This window comes from Paracoccus sp. SSJ, from assembly GCF_030234105.1.
Taxonomy (GTDB): Bacteria; Pseudomonadota; Alphaproteobacteria; order Rhodobacterales; family Rhodobacteraceae; genus Paracoccus; species Paracoccus denitrificans.
This window is the reverse complement of the sequence record NZ_JASSPE010000008.1, coordinates 89,733-112,781: the sequence shown is the minus strand read 5'-3', so window position 1 is coordinate 112,781 and position 23,049 is coordinate 89,733. Positions and strand designations below refer to the sequence as shown.

At 67.6% G+C, this 23,049-nt stretch carries 21 protein-coding genes; 9 read left to right on the top strand and 12 right to left on the bottom strand.

All coding sequences use genetic code 11. The features are described 5' to 3' along the window. Positions 1-33 precede the first annotated feature (33 nt). Positions 34-642 carry a capsular polysaccharide export protein, LipB/KpsS family gene (locus QPR87_RS23745; RefSeq protein WP_502921608.1) on the top strand — a complete coding sequence of 203 codons (609 nt, stop codon included), beginning with the start codon at positions 34-36 and terminating at the stop codon, positions 640-642. Here QPR87_RS23745 and ribD read toward each other — a convergent pair. Continuing rightward, positions 639-1,616 carry a bifunctional diaminohydroxyphosphoribosylaminopyrimidine deaminase/5-amino-6-(5-phosphoribosylamino)uracil reductase RibD gene (gene ribD / locus QPR87_RS11015; RefSeq protein ID WP_285049659.1) on the bottom strand — a complete coding sequence of 326 codons (978 nt, stop codon included), beginning with the start codon at positions 1,614-1,616 and terminating at the stop codon, positions 639-641. The two genes, QPR87_RS23745 and ribD, sit on opposite strands and share 4 nt — an antisense overlap. A gap of 14 nt (positions 1,617-1,630) precedes the next feature. Beyond that, on the bottom strand, positions 1,631-2,095 hold the full coding sequence (nrdR, locus tag QPR87_RS11010) for a transcriptional regulator NrdR (RefSeq protein ID WP_011747880.1): 465 nt from the start codon (positions 2,093-2,095) through the stop codon (positions 1,631-1,633). A gap of 238 nt (positions 2,096-2,333) precedes the next feature. Between nrdR and QPR87_RS11005 the strand changes: the two genes are divergently transcribed. After that, positions 2,334-3,458 carry a TRAP transporter substrate-binding protein gene (locus QPR87_RS11005; RefSeq protein WP_011747881.1) on the top strand — a complete coding sequence of 375 codons (1,125 nt, stop codon included), beginning with the start codon at positions 2,334-2,336 and terminating at the stop codon, positions 3,456-3,458. 105 nt (positions 3,459-3,563) lie between these two features. Here QPR87_RS11005 and QPR87_RS11000 read toward each other — a convergent pair whose 3' ends face one another. The 5 genes from QPR87_RS11000 to cobU all read right to left on the bottom strand — a co-directional run bounded on the left by QPR87_RS11000 (position 3,564) and on the right by cobU (position 8,460). Beyond that, positions 3,564-5,456, bottom strand: coding sequence for a TRAP transporter large permease (locus tag QPR87_RS11000; protein WP_104492527.1), 1,893 nt, complete (start codon positions 5,454-5,456; stop codon positions 3,564-3,566). Continuing rightward, the gene (locus QPR87_RS10995; RefSeq protein ID WP_104492525.1) at positions 5,453-6,076 is read right to left on the bottom strand and encodes a TRAP transporter small permease subunit; all 624 of its coding nucleotides are present in this window, start codon (positions 6,074-6,076) and stop codon (positions 5,453-5,455) included. The genes QPR87_RS11000 and QPR87_RS10995 overlap by 4 nt, the downstream gene beginning before the upstream one ends. A 137-nt stretch (positions 6,077-6,213) precedes the next feature. Next, positions 6,214-6,981 carry an adenosylcobinamide-GDP ribazoletransferase gene (cobS, locus tag QPR87_RS10990; protein ID WP_285049602.1) on the bottom strand — a complete coding sequence of 256 codons (768 nt, stop codon included), beginning with the start codon at positions 6,979-6,981 and terminating at the stop codon, positions 6,214-6,216. Beyond that, complete coding sequence (cobT, locus tag QPR87_RS10985) at positions 6,974-7,957, bottom strand: nicotinate-nucleotide--dimethylbenzimidazole phosphoribosyltransferase (protein ID WP_502921607.1); 984 nt, start codon at positions 7,955-7,957, stop codon at positions 6,974-6,976. The genes cobS and cobT overlap by 8 nt, the downstream gene beginning before the upstream one ends. Continuing rightward, positions 7,927-8,460 carry a bifunctional adenosylcobinamide kinase/adenosylcobinamide-phosphate guanylyltransferase gene (gene cobU, locus QPR87_RS10980; protein WP_285049600.1) on the bottom strand — a complete coding sequence of 178 codons (534 nt, stop codon included), beginning with the start codon at positions 8,458-8,460 and terminating at the stop codon, positions 7,927-7,929. Before cobU ends, cobT begins: the two co-directional genes overlap by 31 nt. Positions 8,461-8,599: 139 nt before the next feature. Between cobU and QPR87_RS10975 the strand changes: the two genes are divergently transcribed. From QPR87_RS10975 to QPR87_RS10950, 6 genes are all read left to right on the top strand, one after another. Beyond that, the gene (locus tag QPR87_RS10975; RefSeq protein WP_285049599.1) at positions 8,600-10,204 is read left to right on the top strand and encodes a peptide ABC transporter substrate-binding protein; all 1,605 of its coding nucleotides are present in this window, start codon (positions 8,600-8,602) and stop codon (positions 10,202-10,204) included. A 66-nt stretch (positions 10,205-10,270) separates the two neighbouring features. Continuing rightward, positions 10,271-11,188 carry an oligopeptide ABC transporter permease OppB gene (oppB, locus tag QPR87_RS10970; protein WP_285049598.1) on the top strand — a complete coding sequence of 306 codons (918 nt, stop codon included), beginning with the start codon at positions 10,271-10,273 and terminating at the stop codon, positions 11,186-11,188. A gap of 3 nt (positions 11,189-11,191) precedes the next feature. Continuing rightward, positions 11,192-12,115, top strand: a complete 924-nt coding sequence (locus tag QPR87_RS10965; RefSeq protein ID WP_285049597.1) for an ABC transporter permease subunit — start codon at positions 11,192-11,194, stop codon at positions 12,113-12,115. 1 nt (position 12,116) lies between these two features. After that, positions 12,117-13,172, top strand: a complete 1,056-nt coding sequence (locus QPR87_RS10960; protein ID WP_285049596.1) for an oligopeptide/dipeptide ABC transporter ATP-binding protein — start codon at positions 12,117-12,119, stop codon at positions 13,170-13,172. Then, the gene (locus tag QPR87_RS10955) at positions 13,169-14,182 is read left to right on the top strand and encodes an oligopeptide/dipeptide ABC transporter ATP-binding protein (protein ID WP_285049595.1); all 1,014 of its coding nucleotides are present in this window, start codon (positions 13,169-13,171) and stop codon (positions 14,180-14,182) included. The genes QPR87_RS10960 and QPR87_RS10955 overlap by 4 nt, the downstream gene beginning before the upstream one ends. 57 nt (positions 14,183-14,239) lie before the next feature. Further along, positions 14,240-14,725 carry a pyridoxamine 5'-phosphate oxidase family protein gene (locus tag QPR87_RS10950; protein ID WP_285049594.1) on the top strand — a complete coding sequence of 162 codons (486 nt, stop codon included), beginning with the start codon at positions 14,240-14,242 and terminating at the stop codon, positions 14,723-14,725. Between the two features lie 36 nt (positions 14,726-14,761). On the opposite strand, the gene QPR87_RS10945 is transcribed toward QPR87_RS10950, so the two are convergent. After that, the gene (locus QPR87_RS10945; protein WP_285049593.1) at positions 14,762-17,056 is read right to left on the bottom strand and encodes a right-handed parallel beta-helix repeat-containing protein; all 2,295 of its coding nucleotides are present in this window, start codon (positions 17,054-17,056) and stop codon (positions 14,762-14,764) included. Positions 17,057-17,196: 140 nt separating this feature from the next. Further along, entirely contained in the window at positions 17,197-18,789 is a 1,593-nt protein-coding gene (locus tag QPR87_RS10940) for a lysine--tRNA ligase (protein ID WP_104492504.1), read from the bottom strand. A 91-nt stretch (positions 18,790-18,880) separates the two neighbouring features. Between QPR87_RS10940 and QPR87_RS10935 the strand changes: the two genes are divergently transcribed. Beyond that, positions 18,881-19,303: a tellurite resistance TerB family protein gene (locus QPR87_RS10935; protein ID WP_011747643.1), complete on the top strand. Its 423-nt coding sequence runs from the start codon at positions 18,881-18,883 to the stop codon at positions 19,301-19,303. A gap of 10 nt (positions 19,304-19,313) precedes the next feature. On the opposite strand, the gene QPR87_RS10930 is transcribed toward QPR87_RS10935, so the two are convergent. The 3 genes from QPR87_RS10930 to QPR87_RS10920 are packed head-to-tail and all read right to left on the bottom strand — an operon-like array spanning position 19,314 to position 23,041. Next, the gene (locus tag QPR87_RS10930) at positions 19,314-20,768 is read right to left on the bottom strand and encodes a D-alanyl-D-alanine carboxypeptidase (protein ID WP_285049592.1); all 1,455 of its coding nucleotides are present in this window, start codon (positions 20,766-20,768) and stop codon (positions 19,314-19,316) included. After that, positions 20,768-21,370, bottom strand: coding sequence for a nicotinate-nucleotide adenylyltransferase (locus tag QPR87_RS10925; RefSeq protein ID WP_230998915.1), 603 nt, complete (start codon positions 21,368-21,370; stop codon positions 20,768-20,770). The genes QPR87_RS10930 and QPR87_RS10925 overlap by 1 nt, the downstream gene beginning before the upstream one ends. A 3-nt stretch (positions 21,371-21,373) precedes the next feature. Next, positions 21,374-23,041: a formate--tetrahydrofolate ligase gene (locus QPR87_RS10920; protein ID WP_011747640.1), complete on the bottom strand. Its 1,668-nt coding sequence runs from the start codon at positions 23,039-23,041 to the stop codon at positions 21,374-21,376. Between the last annotated feature and the right edge of the window lie 8 nt (positions 23,042-23,049).

Here is a 23,049-nt window from a genome sequence, read left to right as displayed (position 1 = left end):
ATCACCAAATACAACCTTGCCGGCCCGCCGCCCGTGCTGCCTCCGGGTCATCGCATCCTGGTGCCGGGCCAGGTCGAGGACGATGCCTCGATCCGCCTCGGCGCCGGGGATGTGCGCACGAACCTTGCCCTGCTGGAACGCGCCCGCGCGGAAAATCCTCAGGCCGTGCTGATCTACAAGCCGCATCCCGATGTCGAGGCCGGGCTGCGCCCCGGCCTGATCCCCCAAGCCGAACTGAGCCGGCTGGCGGATGTCGTGGCCCGCAACACCGCCGCCGATGCGCTGATGGGTCAGGTGGACGAGGTCTGGACCATGACCTCGACCCTGGGTTTCGAGGCCCTTTTGCGCGGCCTGCCGGTGACCACGCTGGGCGCCCCCTTCTATGCCGGCTGGGGGCTGACGCGCGACCTTGGGCCGGTGCCGGCACGGCGGCAGGTCCGGGCCGATCTGGCAAGACTGATCCATTGCGCCCTGATCGCCTATCCGCGTTATTTCGACCCGGCAAGCGGCCTGCCCTGCCCGCCCGAGATCGCCGTGGAACGGCTGCGCGATCCGGCATTCGCCGCGGGCGGCCCGGGGCTGCGCTGGCTGGCCAAGGCGCAGGGCGCGCTGACCGGCCATGCCTGGATCTGGCGGCGCTAGTCGCGCAGCCAGCGATGCATGATGTCGGACCCGATCCGGCGCGTCTCGACCAGCCGGAAGCGCGGTGCGTCGGCCAGATGCTCCAGTTCCAGCGCGCCGATCCCGGCCCGGCCGTCGCCGCCAAGAACCACCCCGGCGCCATAGCCGATCAGCTGATCGACCATGCCGGCCCGCAAGAGGTTTGCCGCCAGCACCCCGCCGCCCTCGCACAGCACCCGGGTCAGGCCACGGGCGCCAAGCTCGGCCATGAACGACACGGGTTCGCCCGCGACCTGCCAGAGCGGGCCGTATTCCGGGCCCTCGCCGGGCAGGTCGGGCAAGCGTCGCGACGAGACGACGATCCGCACCGGCTGCCGCACCGGGCCGAAACCGCGCACGTTCAGCCCCGGCCGGTCGGCGCGCGCGGTCTCGGCGCCGACCATCACCGCGTCGTGGCCCAGGCGCAGGGCGTGGACATGGCGCCGGGCCTGCGCGCCGGTGATCCACTGGCTTTCGCCCGAGGCGGTGGCGATGCGGCCGTCGAAGCTGGCGGCCAGTTTCAGCGTCAGCATCGGCCGGCCGCGCTGGATGCGGCTGAGAAAGCCGCGCTGGACCTCGCGCGCCTCGGCCTCGCAGACGCCCTCGGCAACCTCGATACCGGCGGCACGCAAGATGGCATGGCCGCGACCGGTCACGCGCGGGTCGGGATCGGTCAGCGCGGTCACGACGCGCGCCATGCCCGAACGCACCAGCGCCTCGGCGCAGGGCGGGGTCTTGCCGTGATGGGCGCAGGGCTCCAGCGTGACATAGGCGGTGGCGCCCCGCGCGGCCTCGCCGGCCTGGGCCAGCGCCATCGCCTCGGCATGGGGACGCCCGCCCGGCTGGGTCCAGCCGCGCCCGACCACCACGCCGTCGCGCACCAGCACGCAGCCCACCGCCGGATTGGGCCAGACATTGCCCAACCCGCGCCGCGCCAGCGCCAGCGCGTGCCGCATGTGATGCCGGTCGGTCACTCCTCGACCAGGCCCGGGCGCAGCTCCGAGACGAACTTGTCGAAATCGTCCGCCGCCTGGAAGTTCTTGTAGACGCTGGCGAAACGCACATAGGCCACGGTATCGATCCGGGCCAGCGTCTCCATCACGATCTCGCCGATGACCTTCGAGGGGATGTCAGTGTCGCCCATGCTTTCCAGCCGGCGCACGATGCCCGAGATCATCTGGTCGATGCGCTCGGGCTCGATGGGGCGTTTCTGCATGGCAATGCGGATCGAGCGCTCCAGCTTGGTGCGGTCGAAATCCTCGCGCCGGCCGCTGGACTTGACCACGACCAGATCGCGCAGCTGCACGCGTTCATAGGTGGTGAAACGACCGCCGCAGGCCGGGCAGAAGCGGCGGCGGCGGATGGCCACGTTGTCTTCGGCCGGACGCGAATCCTTGACCTGCGTATCGACATTTCCACAGAAAGGACAGCGCATCCCTTGTTCCCCCAAAGCCCCGGACCCCTGCCAGTATAGGCAAGCCCAAACCGCTTGGGTAGCCCGATGATGCAGCCACAAGATCGGCCATGCCGGTTATCCGGGTGACGCAACGGCATCCTGGCCCGGCGCCGGGATCGGTCGCGAAACCCGCGCTGCCGTCTCGACAGAGTGGCGGGGGCGTGCAACATTCCTGTCGTCGACCGCCGGGAAACGGTCGATCAATGCGGAGGAACTCATGAAGAAAACCAACCAGTTCGACCGGCGCGCCTTTCTGACCCGCGCCACGGTCGGCGGCGCTACGGCGGCTGCCGGGGCCGCTCTGGCCGCGCCCGCCATCGCGCAGGAAATGCCCGAGGTGAAATGGCGCCTGACCTCGGCCTTCCCGAAGTCGCTGGACACCATCTATGGCGGGGCCGAGGTGCTGTCGAAACAGCTGGCCGAGGCCACCGACGGCAAGTTCCAGCTTCAGGTCTTTGCGGGCGGCGAGATCGTCCCCGGCCTGCAGGCCCAGGACGCCGTCACCGACGGCACGGTCGAGGCCTGCCACACCGTCGGCTATTACAGCTGGGGCAAGGACCCGACCTTTGCGCTGGGTTCGGCCGTGCCCTTCGCGCTGTCGGCCCGGGCGATGAATGCCTGGCAATACCATGGCGGCGGCATCGACCTTTACAACGAATTCCTCGCCAACCATAACATCTTTGGCCTGCCGGGCGGCAATACCGGCGTGCAGATGGGCGGCTGGTTCCGCAAGGAAATCAACGCCGTGGGCGACCTCCAGGGCCTCAAGATCCGCGTCGGCGGCTTTGCCGGCCGGGTGCTGGAGCGCCTGGGCGCGGTGCCGCAGCAGATCGCCGGCGGCGACATCTATCCGGCCTTGGAAAAGGGCACCATCGACGCTTCGGAATGGGTCGGTCCCTATGACGACCTGAAGCTGGGCTTCTACAAGGTCGCGCCCTATTACTACTATCCCGGCTGGTGGGAAGGCGGACCGACGGTGCATTTCTTCTTTGCCAAGGAGAAATACGAATCGCTGCCCGAGAACTACAAGTCGCTGCTGCGCACCGCCTGCCAGGCGGTCGACGCCAACATGCTGCAGAAATACGACCACCTGAACCCGATCGCCCTGAAGGAACTGGTGGCCTCGGGGGCGCAGCTGCGCCCGTTCAGCGCCGAGATCCTGGATGCCTGCTACAAGGCCGCGAACGAGGTCTATGCCGAGCTGGAAGCCTCGAACGAACCCTTCAAGAAGATCTGGGATTCGATCAAGGTGGCACGGGGCGACTGGTATCTCTACAACCAGACCGCTGAATATACCTATGACACCTTCATGATGATCCAGCAGCGCAACGGCACGCTCTGAGCCGGTGCCGGATTGCATCGGGGCCGCCGCGAGAAATCGCGGCGGCCCTTTTCGTTTCAGGCGGCGACAACGGAAAAAGGCGACCGGAAGGCCGCCTTTCCCTTGTCAGTTCCCTGCCGGTTGCTGCGGGGCCGTCAGGCCCGGCGGCGGACCGGAGAGGCCGCCCAGCCCGCCCAGGTCGGGCGCGGCGGGGGCGGGCGTCGTGGCGCCATCCGCCGGGGCGGGCGTAGCCGGAGCCGGGGTTGCGGGCGTGCCGAAATTCGGCGGACTGTCCAACCCGCCCGGCGCGGGAATGCCGCCCTGCGCATTCGGCGCCGCGGTTCCCGGCGCAGCCGGCTGGCCGAAGGGATCGCCCAGCCCGCCAAGACCGCCCAGGCCACCCAAGCCGCCGCCCGAGGGGATCTCGAAGCGGACGTTCGAGGTGTCGATGGGCGCGCCCTTGTAATGCATGACCAGTCCGGGGAAGGCCATGACGACGGCCACCATCACCAGCTGGATGCAGACATAGGGCACCGCGCCCCAATAGATCTGCCCGGTGGTCACCGGCTGCATGGTCTGGCCGGTCACCTTGTCGACATAAGGCGATTTCGGCGCCACCGAGCGCAGGAAGAACAGCGAGAACCCGAAGGGCGGGTGCATGAAGCTGGTCTGCATGTTCACGCCCAGAAGCACGCCGAACCAGATCAGGTCGATGCCCATCGCCTCGGCCGCCGGTGCCAGCAGCGGCACGATGATGAAGGCCAGCTCGAAGAAGTCGAGAAAGAAGGCCAACAGGAAGACCAGCACCGAGACCGCGATCAGGAAACCGTATTCGCCGCCGGGCAGCGAGGTCAGCAGATGCTCGACCCAGATATGCCCGTTCACGCCGTAGAAGGTCAGCGAGAACACCCGCGCCCCGATCAGGATGAACATGACAAAGGCCGACAGCCGCGTCGTGGCCAGCAGCGCCTGCCGGATCACGTCATAGCTAAGCCGGTTCTTGACCCCGGCCAGCAGCAGCGCGCCGACAGCGCCCATGGCGCCGCCCTCGGTCGGCGTGGCGATGCCCAGGAAGATCGTGCCCAGCACCAGGAAGATCAGCGCCAGCGGCGGGATCAGCACGATGACGACCTGTTGCGCCAGCCGCGACATCACGTTGACCTTCAGCGCCCGGTCCAGCAGCGCGGCGACATAGATCACGATCACCGCCAGCGCCGGGGCCAGGATGTCGGCATCCCGCCCATGCGTCGGATAGAGCCAGCGGAACGCCAGCCAGGCCATGCCGACAGTCAGCGCCAGCGCCACGAAAAGCGAGGTCACGCCCGAGCCCAGCGTCCGTGCCTCTTTCGGCAGGGCCGGCAGGCTGTTGGGCCGGATGATCGACATGACGAAGATATAGGACATGTAGATCCCGGTCAGCACCAGGCCGGGGATCAGCGCGCCCTTGTACATGTCGCCCACCGAACGGCCGAGCTGGTCGGCCAGCACGATCAGCACCAGCGAGGGCGGGATGATCTGCGCCAGCGTCCCCGAGGCCGCGATGGTCCCCGAGGCGATGCGCCGGTCATAGCCGTAGCGCAGCATGATCGGCAGCGAGATCAGGCCCATGGCGATGACCGAGGCCGCGACCACGCCGGTCGTCGCCGCCAGCAGCGCGCCGACGATGATGACCGCATAGGCCAGGCCACCGCGGATCGGGCCGAAAAGCTGGCCCACCGTGTCCAGCAGATCCTCGGCCATGCCGGATTTCTCCAGCACGATGCCCATGAAGGTGAAGAATGGAATGGCCAGCAATGTCTCGTTCGACATCACCCCCCATAACCGTTCGGGCATGGCGTTCAGCAGCGGCCAGCTGAGGTTGATGTTGCCGCCCGAAAGCGGCGCAAGCTCGACGCCGATGACGAAGAACAACAGCCCGTTCGCGGCCAGCGCGAAGGCGACCGGATAGCCGAAGAGCAGAAACAGCACCAGCGAGGCGAACATGATCGGCGCCATGTTCTGCGCGATGAAGACCATCATTTGCGGGTCTCTCCGTCCTGGGTGTCTTCCTCGATCGCGGCGGCCATTTCGCGGACCATGACGTCGCCCTCCATCGCCGCGGCCTCATGCGCCGAGACGAAGGGGTTGGGGTCTTCGATGATGCCGCGCATGACGGCGATCTTCTTGATGATCTCGGAAATGCCCTGGAAGAACAGCATGACGAAGCCGGCCAGCAGAAGCATCTTGGCGGGCCACAGCACCAGTCCTCCGGCATTGGTCGAGACCTCGCCCCGGTAATAGGAGCGCATCGCCCAGGGGTAGAGATACCAGATCATCAGCGTGACGAAGGGCATCAGGAAGAAGACATGCCCGATCAGGTCGATCCAGTGCTGGCGGCGGCGGCTCCAGAGGCCATAGATGATGTCGATGCGGATATGCTCGTTCTCCTTCAGCGTATAGGCCGCTGCGCCGAGGAAGGCGGCGCCGAAGAGATACCATTGCAGTTCCAGCCAGGCGTTGGACGAGGTGTTCAGCACCTTGCGGATGACCGCATTCCCGGCGCTGACCAGCACGGCGACCAGGATCAGCCAGCTCACGCTTCGGCCGATGGCCGAATTGACGCGGTCAATGCCGCGAGAAAGCCCCAACAGGGCACCCATATGACAAACCTCCCTAAATCCATGACCGCCTCATGCGACGGCGCGCGGCAGATGGTCCCAGACCTCTTCATGTAGCCGTTGGGTATGAGTGAACCGCAAAAACCCGTCAAGAAAAACGCGACGCGACGTAACGGCGGCTAGACGAGCGCCGTCAGCGCGACCAGCCCGGCCGTCTCGCCCGCCTGCTGCATGGCGCCCAGCACGTCGCCGGTCTGGCCGCCAAGCGTCCGCATGGCCCGGCGGGCAAGCCACAGCTGCGCCGTCGCCACCGCCGCGACCGGCACCGCCCAGCCGGCAACCGGATGCGGCAGGCAAAGCGCCGGCAGCAGCAGCGCCGCCCCCCCCAGTGCCAGCGCGGCCAGGACCACGCCGCGCGTCGGCCGCCCCGCCGCATGGCCAAGGCCGTCGGGCCGCGCCGGCGGCATCAGCCCCAGCCCCGCCGCCATGCCGGCCCGCGACGCAGCCGCCAGCCCGGTCGCGGCCGCCGCCGCCAGCCACGGATCGCCGGCAAGCGCCGCGATGGCCGCCACGCGCAGCCCGACCGTCAGCACCAGCGCCAGCACGCCATAGCTGCCGATGCGGGAATCGCGCATGATTTCCAGCCGCCGCTCTCGCGTCCCGCCGCCGCTGCCGTCGGCGCAATCGGCCAGACCGTCCTCGTGCAGCCCGCCGGTGGCAAGGATCATGGCGCCCACCGCCAGCAGCGCCGCGACCAGCGTCGGCAACCCGGCAAGGGCGGCCAGCCCCAGCACGGCGGCGCCGATCAGCCCGACGGCCAGCCCGACCAGCGGAAAGGCCCATGCCGCCTGCGCCAGCGCCGGCGTCGGGACGGGCAACAGCCGCCCCACGGGCAACCGGGTCAGCCAGACCAGCGCCAGCGCCGTCTCGGCCAGCGGCCTAGCCAATCCCGGCCTCGGCGAAGGTGGCCATGCCATCGTGGCATTCCAGCGCCGCGCGCAGGATCATCAGCGCCACCGCCGCGCCCGTGCCCTCGCCCAGCCGCATGTCCAGCGTCACCACCGGCTCCTTGCGCATCACCGCGATCAGGCGGCGGTGGCCCGGCTCGGCGCTTTCATGGCCGATCAGGCAATGATCCAGCGCGTTGCGGTCGTTGACCAGCAGGACACCCGCCGCCGCCGAACAGATGAAGCCGTCCAGGATCACCGGGATTCCCAACTCGCGCGCGCGGATCACCGCGCCGCAGATCGCCGCCTGCTCGCGCCCGCCATAGGAGCCCAGGATCGAGGCCGCCGTCGCCGCGCCCTTGTGGCGCTTGAGCCCGGCCTCGACGGCGCCGATCTTGCGGGCCAGCACCTCGTCGTCGGCGCCGGTGCCCGGCCCGACCCAATCCTCGGCCGTGCCGCCGAAGGTCGCCGCCGCCAGCGCCGCCGCGACGGTGGAATTGCCGATCCCCATCTCGCCCAGCAGGATGACGTCGGCCTGCGCGTCGACGGCGTTCTTGCCGGTCTGGATGGCGGCGACCAGGTCGTCGATCTCCATCGCCATCCCCTGGGTGAAATCGCCGGTCGGCCGATCGAGGTCCAGCGCGATGACCTGCAACTCGGCACCGGCCAGCCGGCAAAGCTGGTTGATCGCCGCACCGCCCTTGCGGAAATTCTCGACCATCTGGGCCGTGACCTCGACCGGGAACGGGTTCACGCCTTGCGCGGTGACGCCGTGATTGCCGGCAAAGACCAGCGCCTGCGCACGCTCGATCTTTGGCCGCTCGTGCCCCTGCCAGCCGGCCATGAACACGGCCAGTTCCTCGAGCCGGCCCAGCGATCCCGGGGGCTTGGTCAACTGGTCCTGACGGTCGCGGGCGGCGGCGGCGGCGGTTTGGTCGAACTCTTTCACGGTGTCCCTCTTTGCGGTTTCAGGCATAGCGGCAGGCCGCTGACGGCCATCCAGACCTCGTCAGCGACCCGGGCCACCGCCTGGTTCATCCAGCCATGCTCGTCGCGGAAGCGGCGGGCAAGCGCATTTTCGGGCACGATGCCCAGACCCAGCTCGTTCGTCACCAGCACCACGGGGCTGTCCTGCGTGCCCAGCACCTCGCAAAGCCGGCGGACCTGCGGGCCGGGATCGTCGCCGTCGGCCATCAGGTTCGACAGCCACAGCGTCAGGCAATCGACCAGCCGCGCGCCCTGCCCGTCCGTGCGCGCCAGAGCGCCCGCCAGATCGCGCGGCTCCTCGACCGTGCGCCAGCCGCTGCCCCGCCGGTCACGGTGCAGGCCGATGCGCTGCGTCATTTCGTCATCCCGGGCCTCGGCCGTGGCGATGTAGATCCGCGCGCCCTCGTGCCGGGCCGCGATGGATTCGGCCAGCGCGGACTTGCCCGAACGGGCGCCGCCGGTGACCAGGGTGATGCACGGATCGCTGCTCATGTCGATCTTGTTTCACATGGGCGGGCGCTGCGAAAGCCGGAAATCGCACTTGCTGTCTTACAGGTTTTGCGCTCAATTTCGATCATCCGCGCGGCACGGACGACAAGAACCGCGCTATGCATCATCAGAGAGGTGCCCCATGACCCGACTGTTCCTGACGACCGCACTGGTTGCAGGCCTGGCCCTGCCCGCACTGGCGGTCCAGCCCGCCGAGGGCGAGAAGCTGGCCGAGAACCAGTCCTATACCTTCTGGCTGCTGGACGCGATCAAGACCGCCGACCCGCAGAAAAACACCGATGTCGAGGGCTCGGACATCATCCGCCAGCTGTTCGAGGGACTGCTGAACGAGGACGACAAGGGCGCGCCGGTCCCCGGCGTCGCGAGCGGGTTCGACCTGTCCGAGGACAAGCTGACCTATACCTTCCACCTGCGCCCCGAGGCGAAATGGTCGAATGGCGATCCGGTCACGGCGGGCGATTTCGTCTATGCCTGGCAGCGGCTCGCCAATCCCGAGACCGCCTCGGAATATGCCTGGTTCATGGAGCTGATGAACGTCGAGAACGCCAGCGCCGTGGTCAAGGGCGAGAAGCAGCCCGAGGAACTGACCGTCAAGGCGCTGGACGACCACACGCTGGAGGTCAGGCTTTCCACGCCGACGCCCTATTTCCCCAAGATGGTCACGCATGGCTCGACCTTCCCGGTCAACCAGAAGGTCGTCGAGGCCGAGGGCGACAACTGGACCCAGCCCGGCAAGCTGGTCGGCAACGGCGCCTATGTGCTGAAAAGCCACGACCTGGGCGTGCAGATCAGCATGGAGAAGAACCCGGAATACTGGGACGCCGCCAATGTCGTGATGGAGCGGATCAAGGGCCTGACGGTCAACGACAACAACGTCGCGCTGACCCGCTATCAGGCGGGCGAACTGGATCGGGTGCAGATCCCCGCCGGGCAATATCCGCGGCTCAAGGAGCAGTTTCCCGACCAGGCGATCTCGATTCCCTATTCCTGCACCTATGCCTATCTGCTGAACGTCAGCGAGAAAGGCCCCGAGGCGCTGAAGGACGTGCGGGTGCGCAAGGCGCTCAGCTATGCCATGCAGCGCGACGTGGTGGTGAACCAGATCCTGCAGGGCGGCCAGAAGCCCGCCTATAACTGGACGCATTGGGCCATCGAGGGCTTCCAGATGCCCGAGATCGACTATGCGGGCTGGTCCCAGGCCGAACGGCTGGAAAAGGCCAGGGCCCTTCTGGCCGAGGCCGGCTACGGCCCCGACAAGCCGCTGAAGCTGACCCTGCAATACAATACCGACGAGAACCACAAGAAGATCGCCGTCGCCGCGCAGCAGTTCTACAAGCAGATCGGCGTCGAGCTGACCCTGAACAACGTGGAATGGAAGGTGCATACCGACCGCATGCAGTCGCAGGATTTCGAGATGGCCCGCTATGCCTGGTGCGCCGACTATAACGAGGCCTCGACCTTCCTCGACTATTTCCGCAGCACGGGCATGAACTACGGCAAGTATTCCAACCCGGAATTCGACAGGCTGATGGATCAGTCCAAGACCTCGGAAGACCCGAACGCGCAATATACCGCGGCCGAGAAGATCCTGGCCGAGGACATGCCGCTGGTCCCGGTCTATCAATATTCCAAGGTCGACATGATCCGCGACGACATCAAGGGCCTGCCGACCGAGAACGTGATGAACGACTGGTATGCCAAGGACATCTACCGCATCCAGAAATAAGCCTCGGGGGCGGCCCGCGCGCCGCCCTTCCGATCCTGTCCGGCACCTGCCCCTGGGAACCTGCGCATGTTCGGCTTCATCCTGCGGCGGCTTGCGGTCGCCATTCCGACGCTGCTTTTGCTGATCGTCGTCTCGTTCCTGCTGATGCATGCCGCGCCCGGCGGCCCCTTCACGCAGGAACGCGCCCTGCCGCCGCAGGTGCTGGCCAACCTGAATGCGAAATACGGGCTGGACGAGCCGCTGTGGCGGCAGATCGCAGGCTATGTCTGGGGGATCGTGGCGCATTTCGATTTCGGCCCCAGCTTCGTCTATCCCGACCGTTCGGTGAACCAGATCATCGCCGCCGGCTTTCCGGTGACGCTGACCTATGGCGGCGTCGCCTTCGTCGTCGCGGTGGCGGTCGGCGTGGCCCTGGGCGCGGCGGCAGCGATCCGGCAGAACAGCTGGATGGACTACCTCGCCGTCGGCATCTCGATCGGCGCGCAGGTGCTGCCGAACTTCGTCATGGCGCCGATCCTGGTGCTGGTCTTCACGCTGTGGCTCGGCTGGCTGCCGGGCGGCGGCTGGGGCGGGCCGATCTACTGGATCATGCCGGTGGTGGCGCTGTCCACGAGCTTCATGGCCTCGATCGCGCGCATCACGCGGTCCTCGATGCTGGAGGTGCTGGGCTCGAACCATATCCGCACCGCCCGCGCCAAGGGCCTGCCCGAACGCGCGGTGATCCTGCGCCATGCGCTCAAGCCCGCCATGTTGCCGGTCATCAGCTATCTCGGCCCGGCCTTCGTCACCATGATCACCGGCTCGGTGGTGATCGACATGTATTTCTCGACCGGCGGCATCGGCCGCAGCTTCGTCGATTCGGCGCTGAACCGCGACTATGCGGTGATGATGGGGATCACCATCCTCGTCGGTGCGCTGACCATCCTTTTCAGCCTCGTGGTCGATGTGCTCTACGCCTGGATCGACCCGAAGATCCGGTATTGAGCCATGATCGACGCCCGTCAGATGCAATCGCTGGCCGCGCGCCTGGCCCAGCCCGAGGTCAAGGGCCGCAGCCCCTGGGCCGACGCCCGCCGCCGCTTTCGCCGCAACAAGGCCGCCATGGTCAGCCTGATGGTGCTGATCCTGGTCGGGCTGTTCGCGCTGCTGGGCAGCCAGCTTGCCGCATGGTCGAACGAAGAGATGGACTTCTCGATCATGGGCCAGGCCGCGCTGCTGGGCGCCCCAAGCTGGGAGAACGGGCATTACTTCGGCACCGACGACCTGGGCCGCGACCTGTTCTCGCGCACCGTGCAGGGCACGCAGGTCAGCCTGATGGTCGGGCTGATCGGCGCCGGCATCGCGGTCGTGGTCGGCACGCTTTACGGCGCGACGGCCGGCTATGTCGGCGGACGCACCGATGCGGTGATGATGCGCATGGTCGACGTGCTGATGTCGATCCCCTACATGTTCGTGCTGATCCTGCTGCTGGTCATCTTCGGCCGCTCGATGTCCATGCTGTTCCTGGGCATTGGCCTGATTTCCTGGCTCGACATGTCCCGCATCGTGCGCGGCCAGACCCTGAGTTTGAAGAACCGCGAATTCATCGAGGCCGCCCGCGCCACCGGCGTGCCGGCATGGCGGATCATCCTGCGCCATATCGTGCCGAACCTGATGGGGGTGGTCGCGGTCTATGCGACGCTGCTGGTGCCGCTGATGATCCTGTCGGAAAGCTTCATCAGCTTTCTCGGCCTCGGCGTGCAGGAACCGCTGACCTCATGGGGCGCGCTGATCTCCGAGGGCGCGGGGACGATGAACTACGGCACCTTGTGGCAACTGGCCTTTCCGCTGTTCTTCTTCTGCATCACGCTGTTTGCCTTCTTCTTCGTCGGCGACGGCTTGCGCGATGCGCTGGACCCCAAGGATCGCTGACATGGCCCTGCTGGAAATCCGCGACCTGAACGTGCGCTTCGCCACCACCGACGGCGAGGTCTCGGCCGTGAACGGCATCGACCTGGACGTGGAACGCGGCCAGACGCTGGGCATCGTCGGCGAGTCGGGCTCGGGCAAGTCGCAGCTTGCCTTTGCTGTCATGGGCCTGCTGGCCAGGAACGGCCGCGCCGCGGGCTCGGTCCGCTTCGACGGGGCCGAGATCCTGAACGCGACCCCCAAGGTGCTGAACAGGATCCGCGCCCGCCGCATCGCCATGGTGTTCCAGGATCCGATGACCAGCCTGAACTCCTATATGCGCGTCTCGGACCAGATGGCCGAGGTGCTGATGCTGCACCAGGGCATGGGCAGGCGCGAAGCGGTGGCCGAGGCCGCGCGCATGCTCGACGCCGTGAAGATCCCCGACGCGCGGGGCCGCATCCGGCTTTACCCGCACGAGTTTTCCGGCGGGATGCGCCAGCGGGTGATGATCGCCATGGCGCTGCTCTGCCGCCCCGAACTGCTGATCGCGGACGAGCCGACCACGGCGCTGGACGTGACCGTGCAGGCGCAGATCATGGAGCTGCTGGCCGATCTGCGCCGCGACTTCGGCATGGCGATGATCCTGATCACCCATGACCTGGGCGTGGTCGCGGGCGCTTGCGAACGGGTGATGGTCATGTATGGCGGCAGGGTGATGGAGCGCGCGCCGGTCGGGCCGGTCTTTGCCGATCCCGCGCATCCCTATACCCAGGGTCTGCTGGCGGCGATCCCGCGACTGGACCAGCAGGGCGAGCAGTTGGCCGCCATTCCCGGCAGCCCGCCCAACATGACCAACCCGCCCCCCGGCTGCCCCTTTGCGCCGCGCTGCGCCTATGTCATGCCCGCCTGCGAGACCATGCCGCCGCTCGATCCCTTCGCGCCGGGGCGCGAGCGCGCCTGCCATGCCGGCCTTGCCACGGTGCGCGCCGGCCATGCGCCGCAGCCCGACCTGCCCGAACCCGCCGCCGCCGATCTGGACGAGATGCCGGCAAGCGTCCTCCAGGAGGCCCGGCCATGACCGCCAAGCCGCTGATCCAGGCGCGCGACCTGCGCGTCAGCTTCCAGCTTCCCGCGCAAGGCGCGCTCCCTTGGGCCAGGCCGCGGCTGCTGCATGCCGTGGGCGGGGTGGATTTCACCCTGATGCCGGGCGAGACGCTGGGCATCGTCGGCGAATCCGGCTCGGGCAAATCGACCCTTGCCCGGGCGCTGATCGGCCTTGTCCCGGCGACGGGACAGGCGATCTGGCAGGACGACACCGACCTGATCGGCCTTTCCGCGCGCAGGATGCTGAAATACCGCAGCCAGATCCAGATGGTGTTCCAGGACCCGCTGGCCAGCCTGAACCCGCGCATGACCGTCGGCCAGATCATCGCCGAGCCGCTGACCACCCATCACAAGGGCCTGGGTCGCGACGAGGTCAAGGCCCGGGTCAAGGACATGATGGACCGCGTCGGCCTGCTGCCGAACCAGATCAACCGCTATCCGCACGAGTTCAGCGGCGGCCAGTGCCAGCGCATCGGCATCGCCCGGGCGCTGATCGTCCAGCCCAAGCTGGTGATCTGCGACGAGCCGGTCTCGGCGCTGGACGTCTCGATCCAGGCGCAGGTCATCAACCTGCTGGACGAGTTGCAGCGCGATCTTGGCCTGGCGCTGATCTTCATCGCCCATGACCTGTCGGTGGTAAAGCATATCAGCGACCGGGTGCTGGTGATGTATCTTGGCCGGGTGATGGAACTGGCCGAATCGCAGGCGCTTTATGCCGAGCCGCGCCATCCCTATACGCAGGCGCTGCTTTCGGCCGTGCCTATCCCCGACCCCCAGCTTGAGCGCGACAAGCGGATGATCCCGCTGCGGGGCGAGCTGCCCTCGCCGATGAGCCCGCCCTCGGGTTGCGTCTTCCGCACCCGCTGTCCGCGCGCCGAGGCCCTTTGTGCCAGCGAAAGGCCGGCGCTAGGGGGCGGCGCGCATCTGACCGCCTGCCATTTCCCCGGCGCGCTGCGCCCCGAGGAACTGGCGATCAAAGCCTGACAGATTTCGTTGAAAACCCGCTTGCCGGCCGCGACATGGCCGGCGCAGCATGGCGCCATGAAGATCGACCCGATTCGCGAAACCACCGACGAGGCCCGCGCCCTCGCCCGGCAATTGCTGGAGGCAGCGCGCCATGCCAGCCTCGGCACGCTCGACCCCGAGACGGGCGTGCCCCTGGTAACCCGCATCGCACTGCAAACCGATGCGGACGGCGTGCCGCTTGCCCTGCTGGCGGGGCTTGCCGCCCATGCGCGCGCGCTGGCCGCCGACCCCCGCGCCGGGCTGCTGATCGCCGCCGAGGCCGCCAAGGGCGACGCCATGACCCATGCCCGCCTGTCGATCCTGGGCCGTGCCGTCCCGGCCGAGCCGGACGAGGACCGCCGCGCCCGCTGGCTGGAACGCGATCCCAAGGCCAAGGTCTATCTGAACCTGCCGGATTTCCGCTTCTGGCGGATCGAGCCGGTCTCGGGCCTGCTCAATGCCGGATTCGGCCAGGCGTTCAAGCTGACGGCGTCGGACATGCTGAAACCCCCGGCGGAATGATCCGCCGAGGGCCGCAGGAAAGCCGGCAATCCTGCCTCAGTCCGGGTTGTCCATCCGCGCCCGCATGCTGACCGAGCCGCGCGCCGCCGTGTTCCAGTTCACCGCGATCTGGCGCTGGTTCGCCGCCAGCTGCGTCTGCACCCAGGGCATCTCGGAGATGCGGGCATTGGCGGCATTGGTGATGGCGCTGGTGGCGACCACGGATTCGACATTGCGCACCCAGCCGTTGAACGGCAGCGCCTTGTCCACCGTGATCAGCCAGCGGTTCGAGGCCGTGGCCTGGCTGTGGGTGATATCGATCGGATTGGCGACAAAGATGTTCACGCCGTTGAACATGTTTCCCTGGAACTGGATGTTGCGCATGCGCTGATAGTTCAGGTCGGCGAAAGTGGTGTCCACCCGGTCGATGCGGGTGATCTTGTTGAACAGCGACTTGAACACATTGCCCATCACCGCCAGGCCGTGCAGGAAATGCCCGTTGCCATAGGGCTTGACCACCAGCCAGTTGAAGCCCGGCGTCGTATTCGAGGCCAGGAAGGTGTTGCCGGTGATCGTCAGCCCGCCGAAGGAATATTCCTCGCCGTCGAAATTCGGATGGGGATCGTGCTCGTTGGTCCATTCGATCGAGCAATTGTCGACATAGTTCCCGGTGACGGTCGCCTGCACATTGGTCTGGGTCAGCACCAGCCCGCCGAAGCGCACGCCGTTCTGGGCATTGTCGCCCTGGAACCAGTGGTTGCCCTCGATCATGTGGCCGCCGCCGTTCATCACCGCGAAATGCGCGAAGCGGATAAAGCGGCTGTGGCGGATCTTGCTGTCGTTGTTGTTGACGTTCAGCGCGACGGTCGTGCGGTTCTGCGCCAGATCGCCCATCTCGTTCGACAGGAACTCGCAGCGGTCCACCAGCATGCCCTGGCAGGCCGTGCCGATCGAGGTGATGCCGCGATCCCTGGGCCGGGTGAAATAGCAGTCGCGGAAACAGTTCATGTTGCCGGTCTTGGCCAGCATGACGCCGCTGGCATTGCCCTCCAGCAGGAACTCGACATCGTCGAAATTGAAGCGGCTCAGATGCTCCATGCCGGAGAAGTCGACGGCATAGCGATAACGGGTAAAGCTGTAGCTGCGCGTCCCCGCGCCCCCGTAAAGCGGCAGCGACAGCGTCAGCGTGCCGGCCGCCACGTTCTTGGCCATGACATAGACTTCGCGCCCGACGCCGTTGCCGGTCACGCGCGCGCCGACCTCGATATTGGCGATGTTGCCGACGGCGGAAAGCACCTGCGACTGCGCCGGGTTATAGGTCGCGGTCGAGGTCACCACCCGGCTGTCCCAGGCTGCGCCGGGCACGATGCTGATCTGGCCGTTGGCGATCACCCGGCGGTTGGCAAAGCTGGTCATGCCCGGCACCGCGTCGGCGATGGTGATCGGCTCGGACAGATGCACGTTGCGGCCGCACAGATCCAGCACCGAATGGTCGGTAAAGCCCAGGAGCGCCTGCAACGCGCGCTTCATCCCCTCGGTCTCGTCGCCGAAGGCGGCGGCATAGGTCGGAAAGTCGAAGCTGCGCGTCAGCGCCAGCCGCGCCGTGCGCGGCATGCTCAGCGTGCCGACGAAGCGCATGGGCGAGGACATGCTCAGGTCCGAACCGATGAAATAGCTGCCCTCGGGCACCAGCACCTGACGACCGGCAGCGGCCTGGTCGGCGGCGACGAAGGCGCCGCGGTCATTGGCCGTCCCGTCCCCGATGGCGCCGAAATCGCGCACGTCGACCCAATCCAGCATCCCCGGGACGAAGGCGGCGGTCACGTCCTCGATCACGATGCTCTCGATGCGGATCGAGCCGTTGTTGTCGCCGGTCAGGTCCAGGCCGAAATGGCCGAAGGTCGCATTGCGCCCCCAGGGCATATCCACGCCCTCGCGCCGGCCGGTGCCGACGATGGCCGCCACCTCGACCACCTGGCCATAGCCCGGCAACGTGACCGCGGGCCCGGTCTGCGGCACGCCCGCCACGTTGTTGCCGGCGGCATTGCCGGCGAAGGCGGCGATGCGCACCTGCGGCAGGTTGCCCGCGATGGCCTTGACCCTGGCCGAGATGCGCAGATAGCTGCCCGGATTGATCGGCGTGCGCTGCATGTAGCGGACCTGCGTCACCGCCTCCTGCTTGAGGATCTCGAGGCAGCTTCCGAAATCCTCGTCCGCCGGCACGATCGCCGCGTTCGCCGCCCCCGCCCAGGTCGGAGACCCTGCCCGGCCATCGGTCCGGGACCATTGTTTCAGGCCCAGTCGAAAGGCGCGCGGCATCAACGACTGGTTGCCGATAATCGCAATGGTCATGCCAATTCTCCCTCATCCAGAACTTGCGGGGCTGATGCCCGCGCGGTCCGGTAGGAAACTGGCAATGTCGCGTTAACCGGCCGTTAACCATGCGCGCGCGACAACGCGGCCGCGCGCAACATGGCATTTCCGGTGCCGGATCAGGCGGTCGTCTCGGCCGCCAGTTCGCCGGCCAGCGCGCGTTCGATCAGCGCGCGGGTCTCGTCCACGCCGTAAAGCGCGATGAAACCGCCAAAGCGCGGCCCCTGATCGGCACCCAGCAGCACCTGGTAAAGCGCCTGGAACCAGTCCTTCATCGGCTCGAACCCGTGTTCGCGGCCGATGGCAAAGACCATGGTCTGCAACGCCTCGGCATCGGCGGGCTGGGCCCATGCCGCCAGCCGCCCGGCCAGGTCCTCCAGCGCCCGGCGCTCGATTTCCGTGGGCGCGCGGAAGCTGCGCGTCGGGGCCACGAAATCGTTGAAATAGCGCACGGCGAATTCGGCGGCCTGGTCCAGCGTCGGGTTCGTCTCGGGGCTGGCCTCGGGCGCATAGCGGCGGATGAAGCCCCAAAGCCCGGTCTTGTCCTTGGCCCCCGCGACCGAGGCGAGGTTCAGGAGCATCTGGAACGGCACCACCATGTCCGAGGCCGGAACCTCGCCGCCATGGATGTGCCAGACCGGGTTCGCCAGCTGCTGCTCGACCGTCTGGTCGGGATAGGCGCGCAACTGCTGGTGATATTCGTCCACCGCCTTGGGGATGACGTCGAAATACATCCGCTTCGCCGTCTTTGGCTTCTGGAACATGAAATAGGACAGGCTCTCGGTCGCGGCATAGGTCAGCCATTCGTCGATCGAAAGCCCGTTGCCCTTGGACTTGCTGATCTTCTGGCCGTGCTGGTCCAGGAACAGCTCATAGGTGAAATGCTCGGGCGCCCGCCCACCCAGGATCCTGCAGATGCCGTCATAGATCGGGGTGTTGGTGGAGTGATCCTTGCCATACATCTCGAAATCCACGTCCAGCGCCGCCCAACGGGCACCGAAATCCGGCTTCCATTGCAGCTTGACCTGGCCGCCGGTGACCGGCAGCGTCAGTTCCTCGCCGTCCTCGTCGTCGAAGGTGATGGTGCCGGCCTTCGCATCGACATGCTTGATCGGCACGTAAAGCACCTTGCCGGTCTTGGGGCTGATCGGCAGGAAGCAGGAATAGGTCTGCTGGCGCTCCTCGCGCAGCGAGGCCAGCATCACCTCCATGATGGCGTCGTATTTCTCGGCCGCCTTCAGCAGCGTCTCGTCGAATTGGCCGGACTTGTAGAACTCGGTCGCGCTGATGAATTCGTATTCGAACCCGAAGGTGTCCAGGAACCGGCGCAGCATGGCGTTGTTATGCGCGCCGAAGCTGTCATATTCGCCGAACGGATCGGGCACCGTGGTCAGCGGCTCTTGCAGGTGTTGGCGCAGCATCTCTTGCTGCGGCACGTTGTCGGGCACCTTGCGCATGCCGTCCATGTCGTCGGAAAAGCAGAACAGCCGCGTCGGGATGTCCGAGATGATCTGGAAGGCGCGGCGGATCATCGTCGTGCGCGCCACCTCGCCGAAGGTGCCGATATGCGGCAGGCCCGAGGGACCGTAGCCGGTCTCGAACAGCACATAGCCCTTTTCTGGGTCCTTCTTCTCATAGCGTTTCAGCACGCGGCGGGCCTCCTCGAAAGGCCAGGCCTTGGATTTCATCGCGGCATCACGCAGGGCGGTCATCGGGAGTTCTCCATTTCTCGGAACTTTCCCCGTATTGAAACGCGGCGGTTTGGTCAATAATTACGCCCTCGAACCGATGGAGAGAAATACCATGCCCGACAGCCTGCCCTCGTTCTCGCCCTGCGACGCGCTGGTCGCGGTGATGGTGGCGGTCTCGGCCTCGGACCAGAACCCGCGCACCGCCGAACTGCTCGCCATCGAGCGCGCGGTGAACCATACCCCGGTCTTTGCCGATTACGACATCGACCGCATCCGCGCCGTGTCGCAGACCGTGGTCACGCTGTTCGAGGAAGAGGACGGGCTGGACGCGTTGTTCGGCCTGGTCCGCGATGCGCTGCCCCAAAAGCTGTTCGACACCGCCTATGTGCTGGCCTGCGACGTGGCGGCATCCGACGGCCGGCTGGGCGAGATCGAGGCCGAGATGCTGGCCGAGATCCGCGACCAGCTCGAGATCGCGCGCCTGCACGCCGCCGCCATCGAGCTTGCCGCCCGCGCCCGCCACCGCGTGCTTTAGACCGCCTGCCTTAAAGCGTCGCCCCCTGCACCGAGGCGACGGGGGCCTGCGCGGCGAATTCGCCCAGCCAGCCCTCGATCAGCGCCTGCTGCAACGCCTTGGAACGCTTGGTCCAGCCGGCGACGCCCTCGGGCAGTTCCTGGCCCTCGCTTGCGGCACGGCGGTCCTCGTCGGCGGTCAGGATGGCAAAGCCCAGTTCCCGGCCGTCGGGGGCCTGCGCATAACCCGCCAGGTTCGAGACGAAGTTCAGCGTCCCGGTCTTGGCCTCGATGCGGATGTCGCTGTCCTTGCGCTTGCCGCGCGCGTCCCGCAGCGGGATCAGCTTCATCAGCCCGCGCAGATCGCGCGTCCGGCCCGGCCCGGCCACCAGCGCGGCCAGCATGCCCGCGTTGACGCGGTTCAGGGGCGACAGGCCGGAATGGTCGTGAAAGGCGAAGTCGCCGCCGATCCCCTGCCCGCGCAGCCAATCCGCCATGGCCGCGGCCGAGGCTCCCACGTCGCCCGCGCGGCTGGCGGCAAGGCCGATCACCTCGGCGGTCAGGTTGGTCGAATATTCCATCATGTCCCGCACGATCCGGCGCAGGTCCGGGCTTTCGTGGCGCGCGATCTCGGCCCCTTCGGGCAGGATCTCGATCACCTCGGGATTGGGCAGCGCCAGACCGCGCGCGCGGCAAAGCGTCTGGAACACGTCGCCGGCGTAAAGCTCGGGGCGGCGGACGGGCAGCCAGCGGCTGCCGGACTTGCCCAGGCTGCTGCGCGCGATGGTCCAGCTTTCCAGCTTGCCCGCCTCATAGGTGAACAGCGGCAGCCCGCGGTCCACCGCCGCGATGGCGGTCGTATAGGCCCGGGGCGAAAGCTTGCGGCCCCGCGCCTGCAACGAAAGCTGATAGCCCTTGTCGCCGCGCCGCCAGTCCAGATGCACGCGGTTGAAGTTCAGGATCATCCCCGAGATCGAGGGGTTGTAGGGCAGATGCTCGTCCTGCGCCGGGTCCAGCCGGCCGATACGCGGCAGCGCCCCGCCCCAGACGGCGAATGCGGTCGGCGCCGGGCGGCCGGCGGCCTGTTCATCCGCGACGGCCGCGGCGGCGAGTTCGTCCAGCGCATCGGTGTCCAGCACCGGATCGCCCCCGCCCGCCAGGATCAGCGTGTTGCCGGTCCGGATGACGCGGGTGGCAAAACGGTGCCCCTCGCCCAGCCGGTCCAGCGCGTAAAGCGCCGTCACGGCCTTCAGCGTGCTTGCCGGCGCCATGGAAAGCTCGGGCTGGCGCTCGGCCAGCACCTGCCCCGAGGCCGGGTCGATCACCGCATAGGCCACCGCTCCGCCAAGGCCCGCGGCAGCGATCAGCGCCTCGGGGTCGAAGCCCGTGGGCCGCACCGCCGGCCTTTGCTGCGCCGGCGCCATGCCTGGCGCCAGGGCCAGAAGCCCCAGCCCCGCCATGAAGCCGCGCCGCGTCCATCCGTTCATCAGCGTCCTTTCGGCCCCAGCGCGCGGATCGCGGTGGAGCTCAGCTTGTTCAGCGGCAGGTTTATCATCACCCAGGCCGGCGGCCTAGCGCGGGCGAGTTCACGGGCTCGCGACTCGGGCAGGCGCGCGCGCCACAGCAACCGCGCCGCGCGCGAGAACCGCGCCGGCATCCGCCAGCCGGGCCGGGCGATCACGCCGATCGGCACCCGCGCCGCGATGTCTTGCCAGCGATCCCAGCGGTCGAACTGCACCAGGTTGTCGGCCCCCATCAGCCAGACGAAGCGCACGCCGGGATAAAGCCGTTGCAGTGCGGCGATGGTGTCGCGGGTCATGCGCGTGCCCAGCCGCGCCTCGATGCCGGTGATCTCGACCCTTGGGTCGCGCATGATGCGCCGCGCGCGCGCGATGCGTTCGTCCAGCGGCGCCGGGCCATGCGGCTTCAGCGGATTGCCGGGACTGACCAGCCACCAGATCCGGTCCAGGCCGAAACGGCGCAGCGCCTCGTCGGTGATATGCACATGGCCTTCATGCGCGGGATCGAAGGAACCGCCCAGCAGCCCGACGGTCATGCCGGGCGGCGCAAAGGGAAAGCCTGCGCGCATCGGCTAGAACAGGCCCTGCACATGGCCGTCCGCATCAACCCCGATGCGCAGCGCCGAAGGCTCGCGCGGCAGGCCGGGCATGGTCATGATGTCGCCGCAGATCGCCACCACGAATCCCGCCCCGGCGGCCAGCCGCACCTCGCGCACCGGGATGGTAAAGCCCTCGGGCGCGCCAAGCGCCGCCGGGTTGGCGGAAAAGGAATATTGCGTCTTGGCCATGCAGACCGGCAGGTGGCCATGCCCGGCCGCCTGCCATTCCTCCAGCCGCTCGACGATATGGGGCAGGAACTCGACCTGGCCGGCGCCATAGATGCGGTGGCAGATGGTCTCGATCTTTTCGGCCAGCGGCATCTCGTCGGGATAGAGAGGCGTGAAATCCGCGCCACCCTCGGCCAGCGCGACCACGGCGCGGGCCAGATCCTCGGCGCCCTTGCCGCCCTCGGCCCAATGCCGGCACAGCACCGCCTGCACGCCCCGCTCGCGGCAATAATCGGCAAGCGCGGCGATCTCGGCCTCGGTATCGCCCGAGAAATGGTTGATCGCCACCACCACCGGCAGGCCGAAGCGGCGCAGGTTCTGGATATGGCGGCCCAGATTGGCGCAGCCCGCCCGCAGCGCCGCGACGTTCTCGGCCCCCAGGTCGGTGCGGGCGACGCCGCCGTTCATCTTGAGCGCCCGCACCGTGGCCACCAGCACGGCGGCGGCGGGTTGCAGGCCAGCGAGCCGGCACTTGATGTTGAGGAACTTCTCGGCCCCCAGATCGGCGCCGAAGCCCGCCTCGGTCACGACGTAATCCGACAACGCCAGGGCCGTGCGCGTCGCCATGACCGAATTGCAGCCATGCGCGATATTGGCAAAGGGCCCGCCATGGACCAGCGCCGGGTTGTTTTCCAGCGTCTGCACCAGATTCGGCTGCAAGGCGTCGCGCAGCAGCACGGTCATCGCGCCCTCGGCGCCCAGGTCATGCGCGGTCACCGGCCTGCGGTCGAAGGTCTGGCCGATGACGATGCGACCCAGCCGCGCCTGCAGATCGGCGAGATCCGAGGCAAGGCACAGGATCGCCATCACCTCGGAGGCGACGGTGATGTCAAAGCCGCATTCGCGCGGCACGCCGTTGGCCGGCCCGCCAAGCGCCACAACCACCTGGCGCAGCACCCGGTCGTTCATGTCCATGACCCGCCGCCAGGTCACTCGGCGCGGGTCGATGCGCAGCGCGTTGCCCCAATGGATATGGTTGTCGATCATCGCCGCCAGCAGGTTGTGCGCGCTGGTGACGGCATGGAAATCGCCGGTGAAATGCAGGTTCATGTCTTCCATCGGCACGATCTGCGCATGACCGCCGCCCGCGGCCCCGCCCTTCATGCCGAAATTCGGCCCCAGCGAGGCCTCGCGGATGCAGACCGTGGCCCGCTTGCCGATCCGGTTCAGCGCGTCGCCCAGGCCGACGGTGGTCGTGGTCTTGCCCTCGCCCGCAGGGGTCGGGTTGATCGCCGTGACCAGGATCAGCCGGCCCTGCGGCCGCCCGGCCAGCGCGGCGATGGCCTCATGCGCGATCTTGGCCTTGTCGTGGCCATAGGGCAGGAAATCGGCCTCGGCCAGGCCCAGCCGTCCGGCGATCTGCGCGATGGGCAGCTTCTGCGCCTCGCGGGCGATCTGGATATCCGATTTCATGATCCCTC

Excerpts from the sequence above, each read along its gene's own strand:
- cobU (WP_285049600.1), bottom strand. The coding sequence starts at position 8,460 with ATGAGCAGCGATCCGTGCATCACCCTGGTCACCGGCGGCGCCCGTTCG.
- nrdR (WP_011747880.1), bottom strand. The coding sequence starts at position 2,095 with ATGCGCTGTCCTTTCTGTGGAAATGTCGATACGCAGGTCAAGGATTCG.
- QPR87_RS10930 (WP_285049592.1), bottom strand. The coding sequence starts at position 20,768 with ATGAACGGATGGACGCGGCGCGGCTTCATGGCGGGGCTGGGGCTTCTG.
- QPR87_RS11000 (WP_104492527.1), bottom strand. The coding sequence starts at position 5,456 with ATGATGGTCTTCATCGCGCAGAACATGGCGCCGATCATGTTCGCCTCG.
- cobT (WP_502921607.1), bottom strand. The coding sequence starts at position 7,957 with ATGCCTGAAACCGCAAAGAGGGACACCGTGAAAGAGTTCGACCAAACC.
- QPR87_RS10950 (WP_285049594.1), top strand. The coding sequence starts at position 14,240 with ATGAAGATCGACCCGATTCGCGAAACCACCGACGAGGCCCGCGCCCTC.
- ribD (WP_285049659.1), bottom strand. The coding sequence starts at position 1,616 with ATGCGGCACGCGCTGGCGCTGGCGCGGCGCGGGTTGGGCAATGTCTGG.
- QPR87_RS10940 (WP_104492504.1), bottom strand. The coding sequence starts at position 18,789 with ATGACCGCCCTGCGTGATGCCGCGATGAAATCCAAGGCCTGGCCTTTC.
- oppB (WP_285049598.1), top strand. The coding sequence starts at position 10,271 with ATGTTCGGCTTCATCCTGCGGCGGCTTGCGGTCGCCATTCCGACGCTG.
- QPR87_RS10935 (WP_011747643.1), top strand. The coding sequence starts at position 18,881 with ATGCCCGACAGCCTGCCCTCGTTCTCGCCCTGCGACGCGCTGGTCGCG.
- QPR87_RS10975 (WP_285049599.1), top strand. The coding sequence starts at position 8,600 with ATGACCCGACTGTTCCTGACGACCGCACTGGTTGCAGGCCTGGCCCTG.
- QPR87_RS10960 (WP_285049596.1), top strand. The coding sequence starts at position 12,117 with ATGGCCCTGCTGGAAATCCGCGACCTGAACGTGCGCTTCGCCACCACC.
- QPR87_RS10965 (WP_285049597.1), top strand. The coding sequence starts at position 11,192 with ATGATCGACGCCCGTCAGATGCAATCGCTGGCCGCGCGCCTGGCCCAG.
- QPR87_RS10925 (WP_230998915.1), bottom strand. The coding sequence starts at position 21,370 with ATGCGCGCAGGCTTTCCCTTTGCGCCGCCCGGCATGACCGTCGGGCTG.
- QPR87_RS11005 (WP_011747881.1), top strand. The coding sequence starts at position 2,334 with ATGAAGAAAACCAACCAGTTCGACCGGCGCGCCTTTCTGACCCGCGCC.
- QPR87_RS10920 (WP_011747640.1), bottom strand. The coding sequence starts at position 23,041 with ATGAAATCGGATATCCAGATCGCCCGCGAGGCGCAGAAGCTGCCCATC.
- QPR87_RS10955 (WP_285049595.1), top strand. The coding sequence starts at position 13,169 with ATGACCGCCAAGCCGCTGATCCAGGCGCGCGACCTGCGCGTCAGCTTC.
- QPR87_RS10995 (WP_104492525.1), bottom strand. The coding sequence starts at position 6,076 with ATGGGTGCCCTGTTGGGGCTTTCTCGCGGCATTGACCGCGTCAATTCG.
- QPR87_RS10945 (WP_285049593.1), bottom strand. The coding sequence starts at position 17,056 with ATGACCATTGCGATTATCGGCAACCAGTCGTTGATGCCGCGCGCCTTT.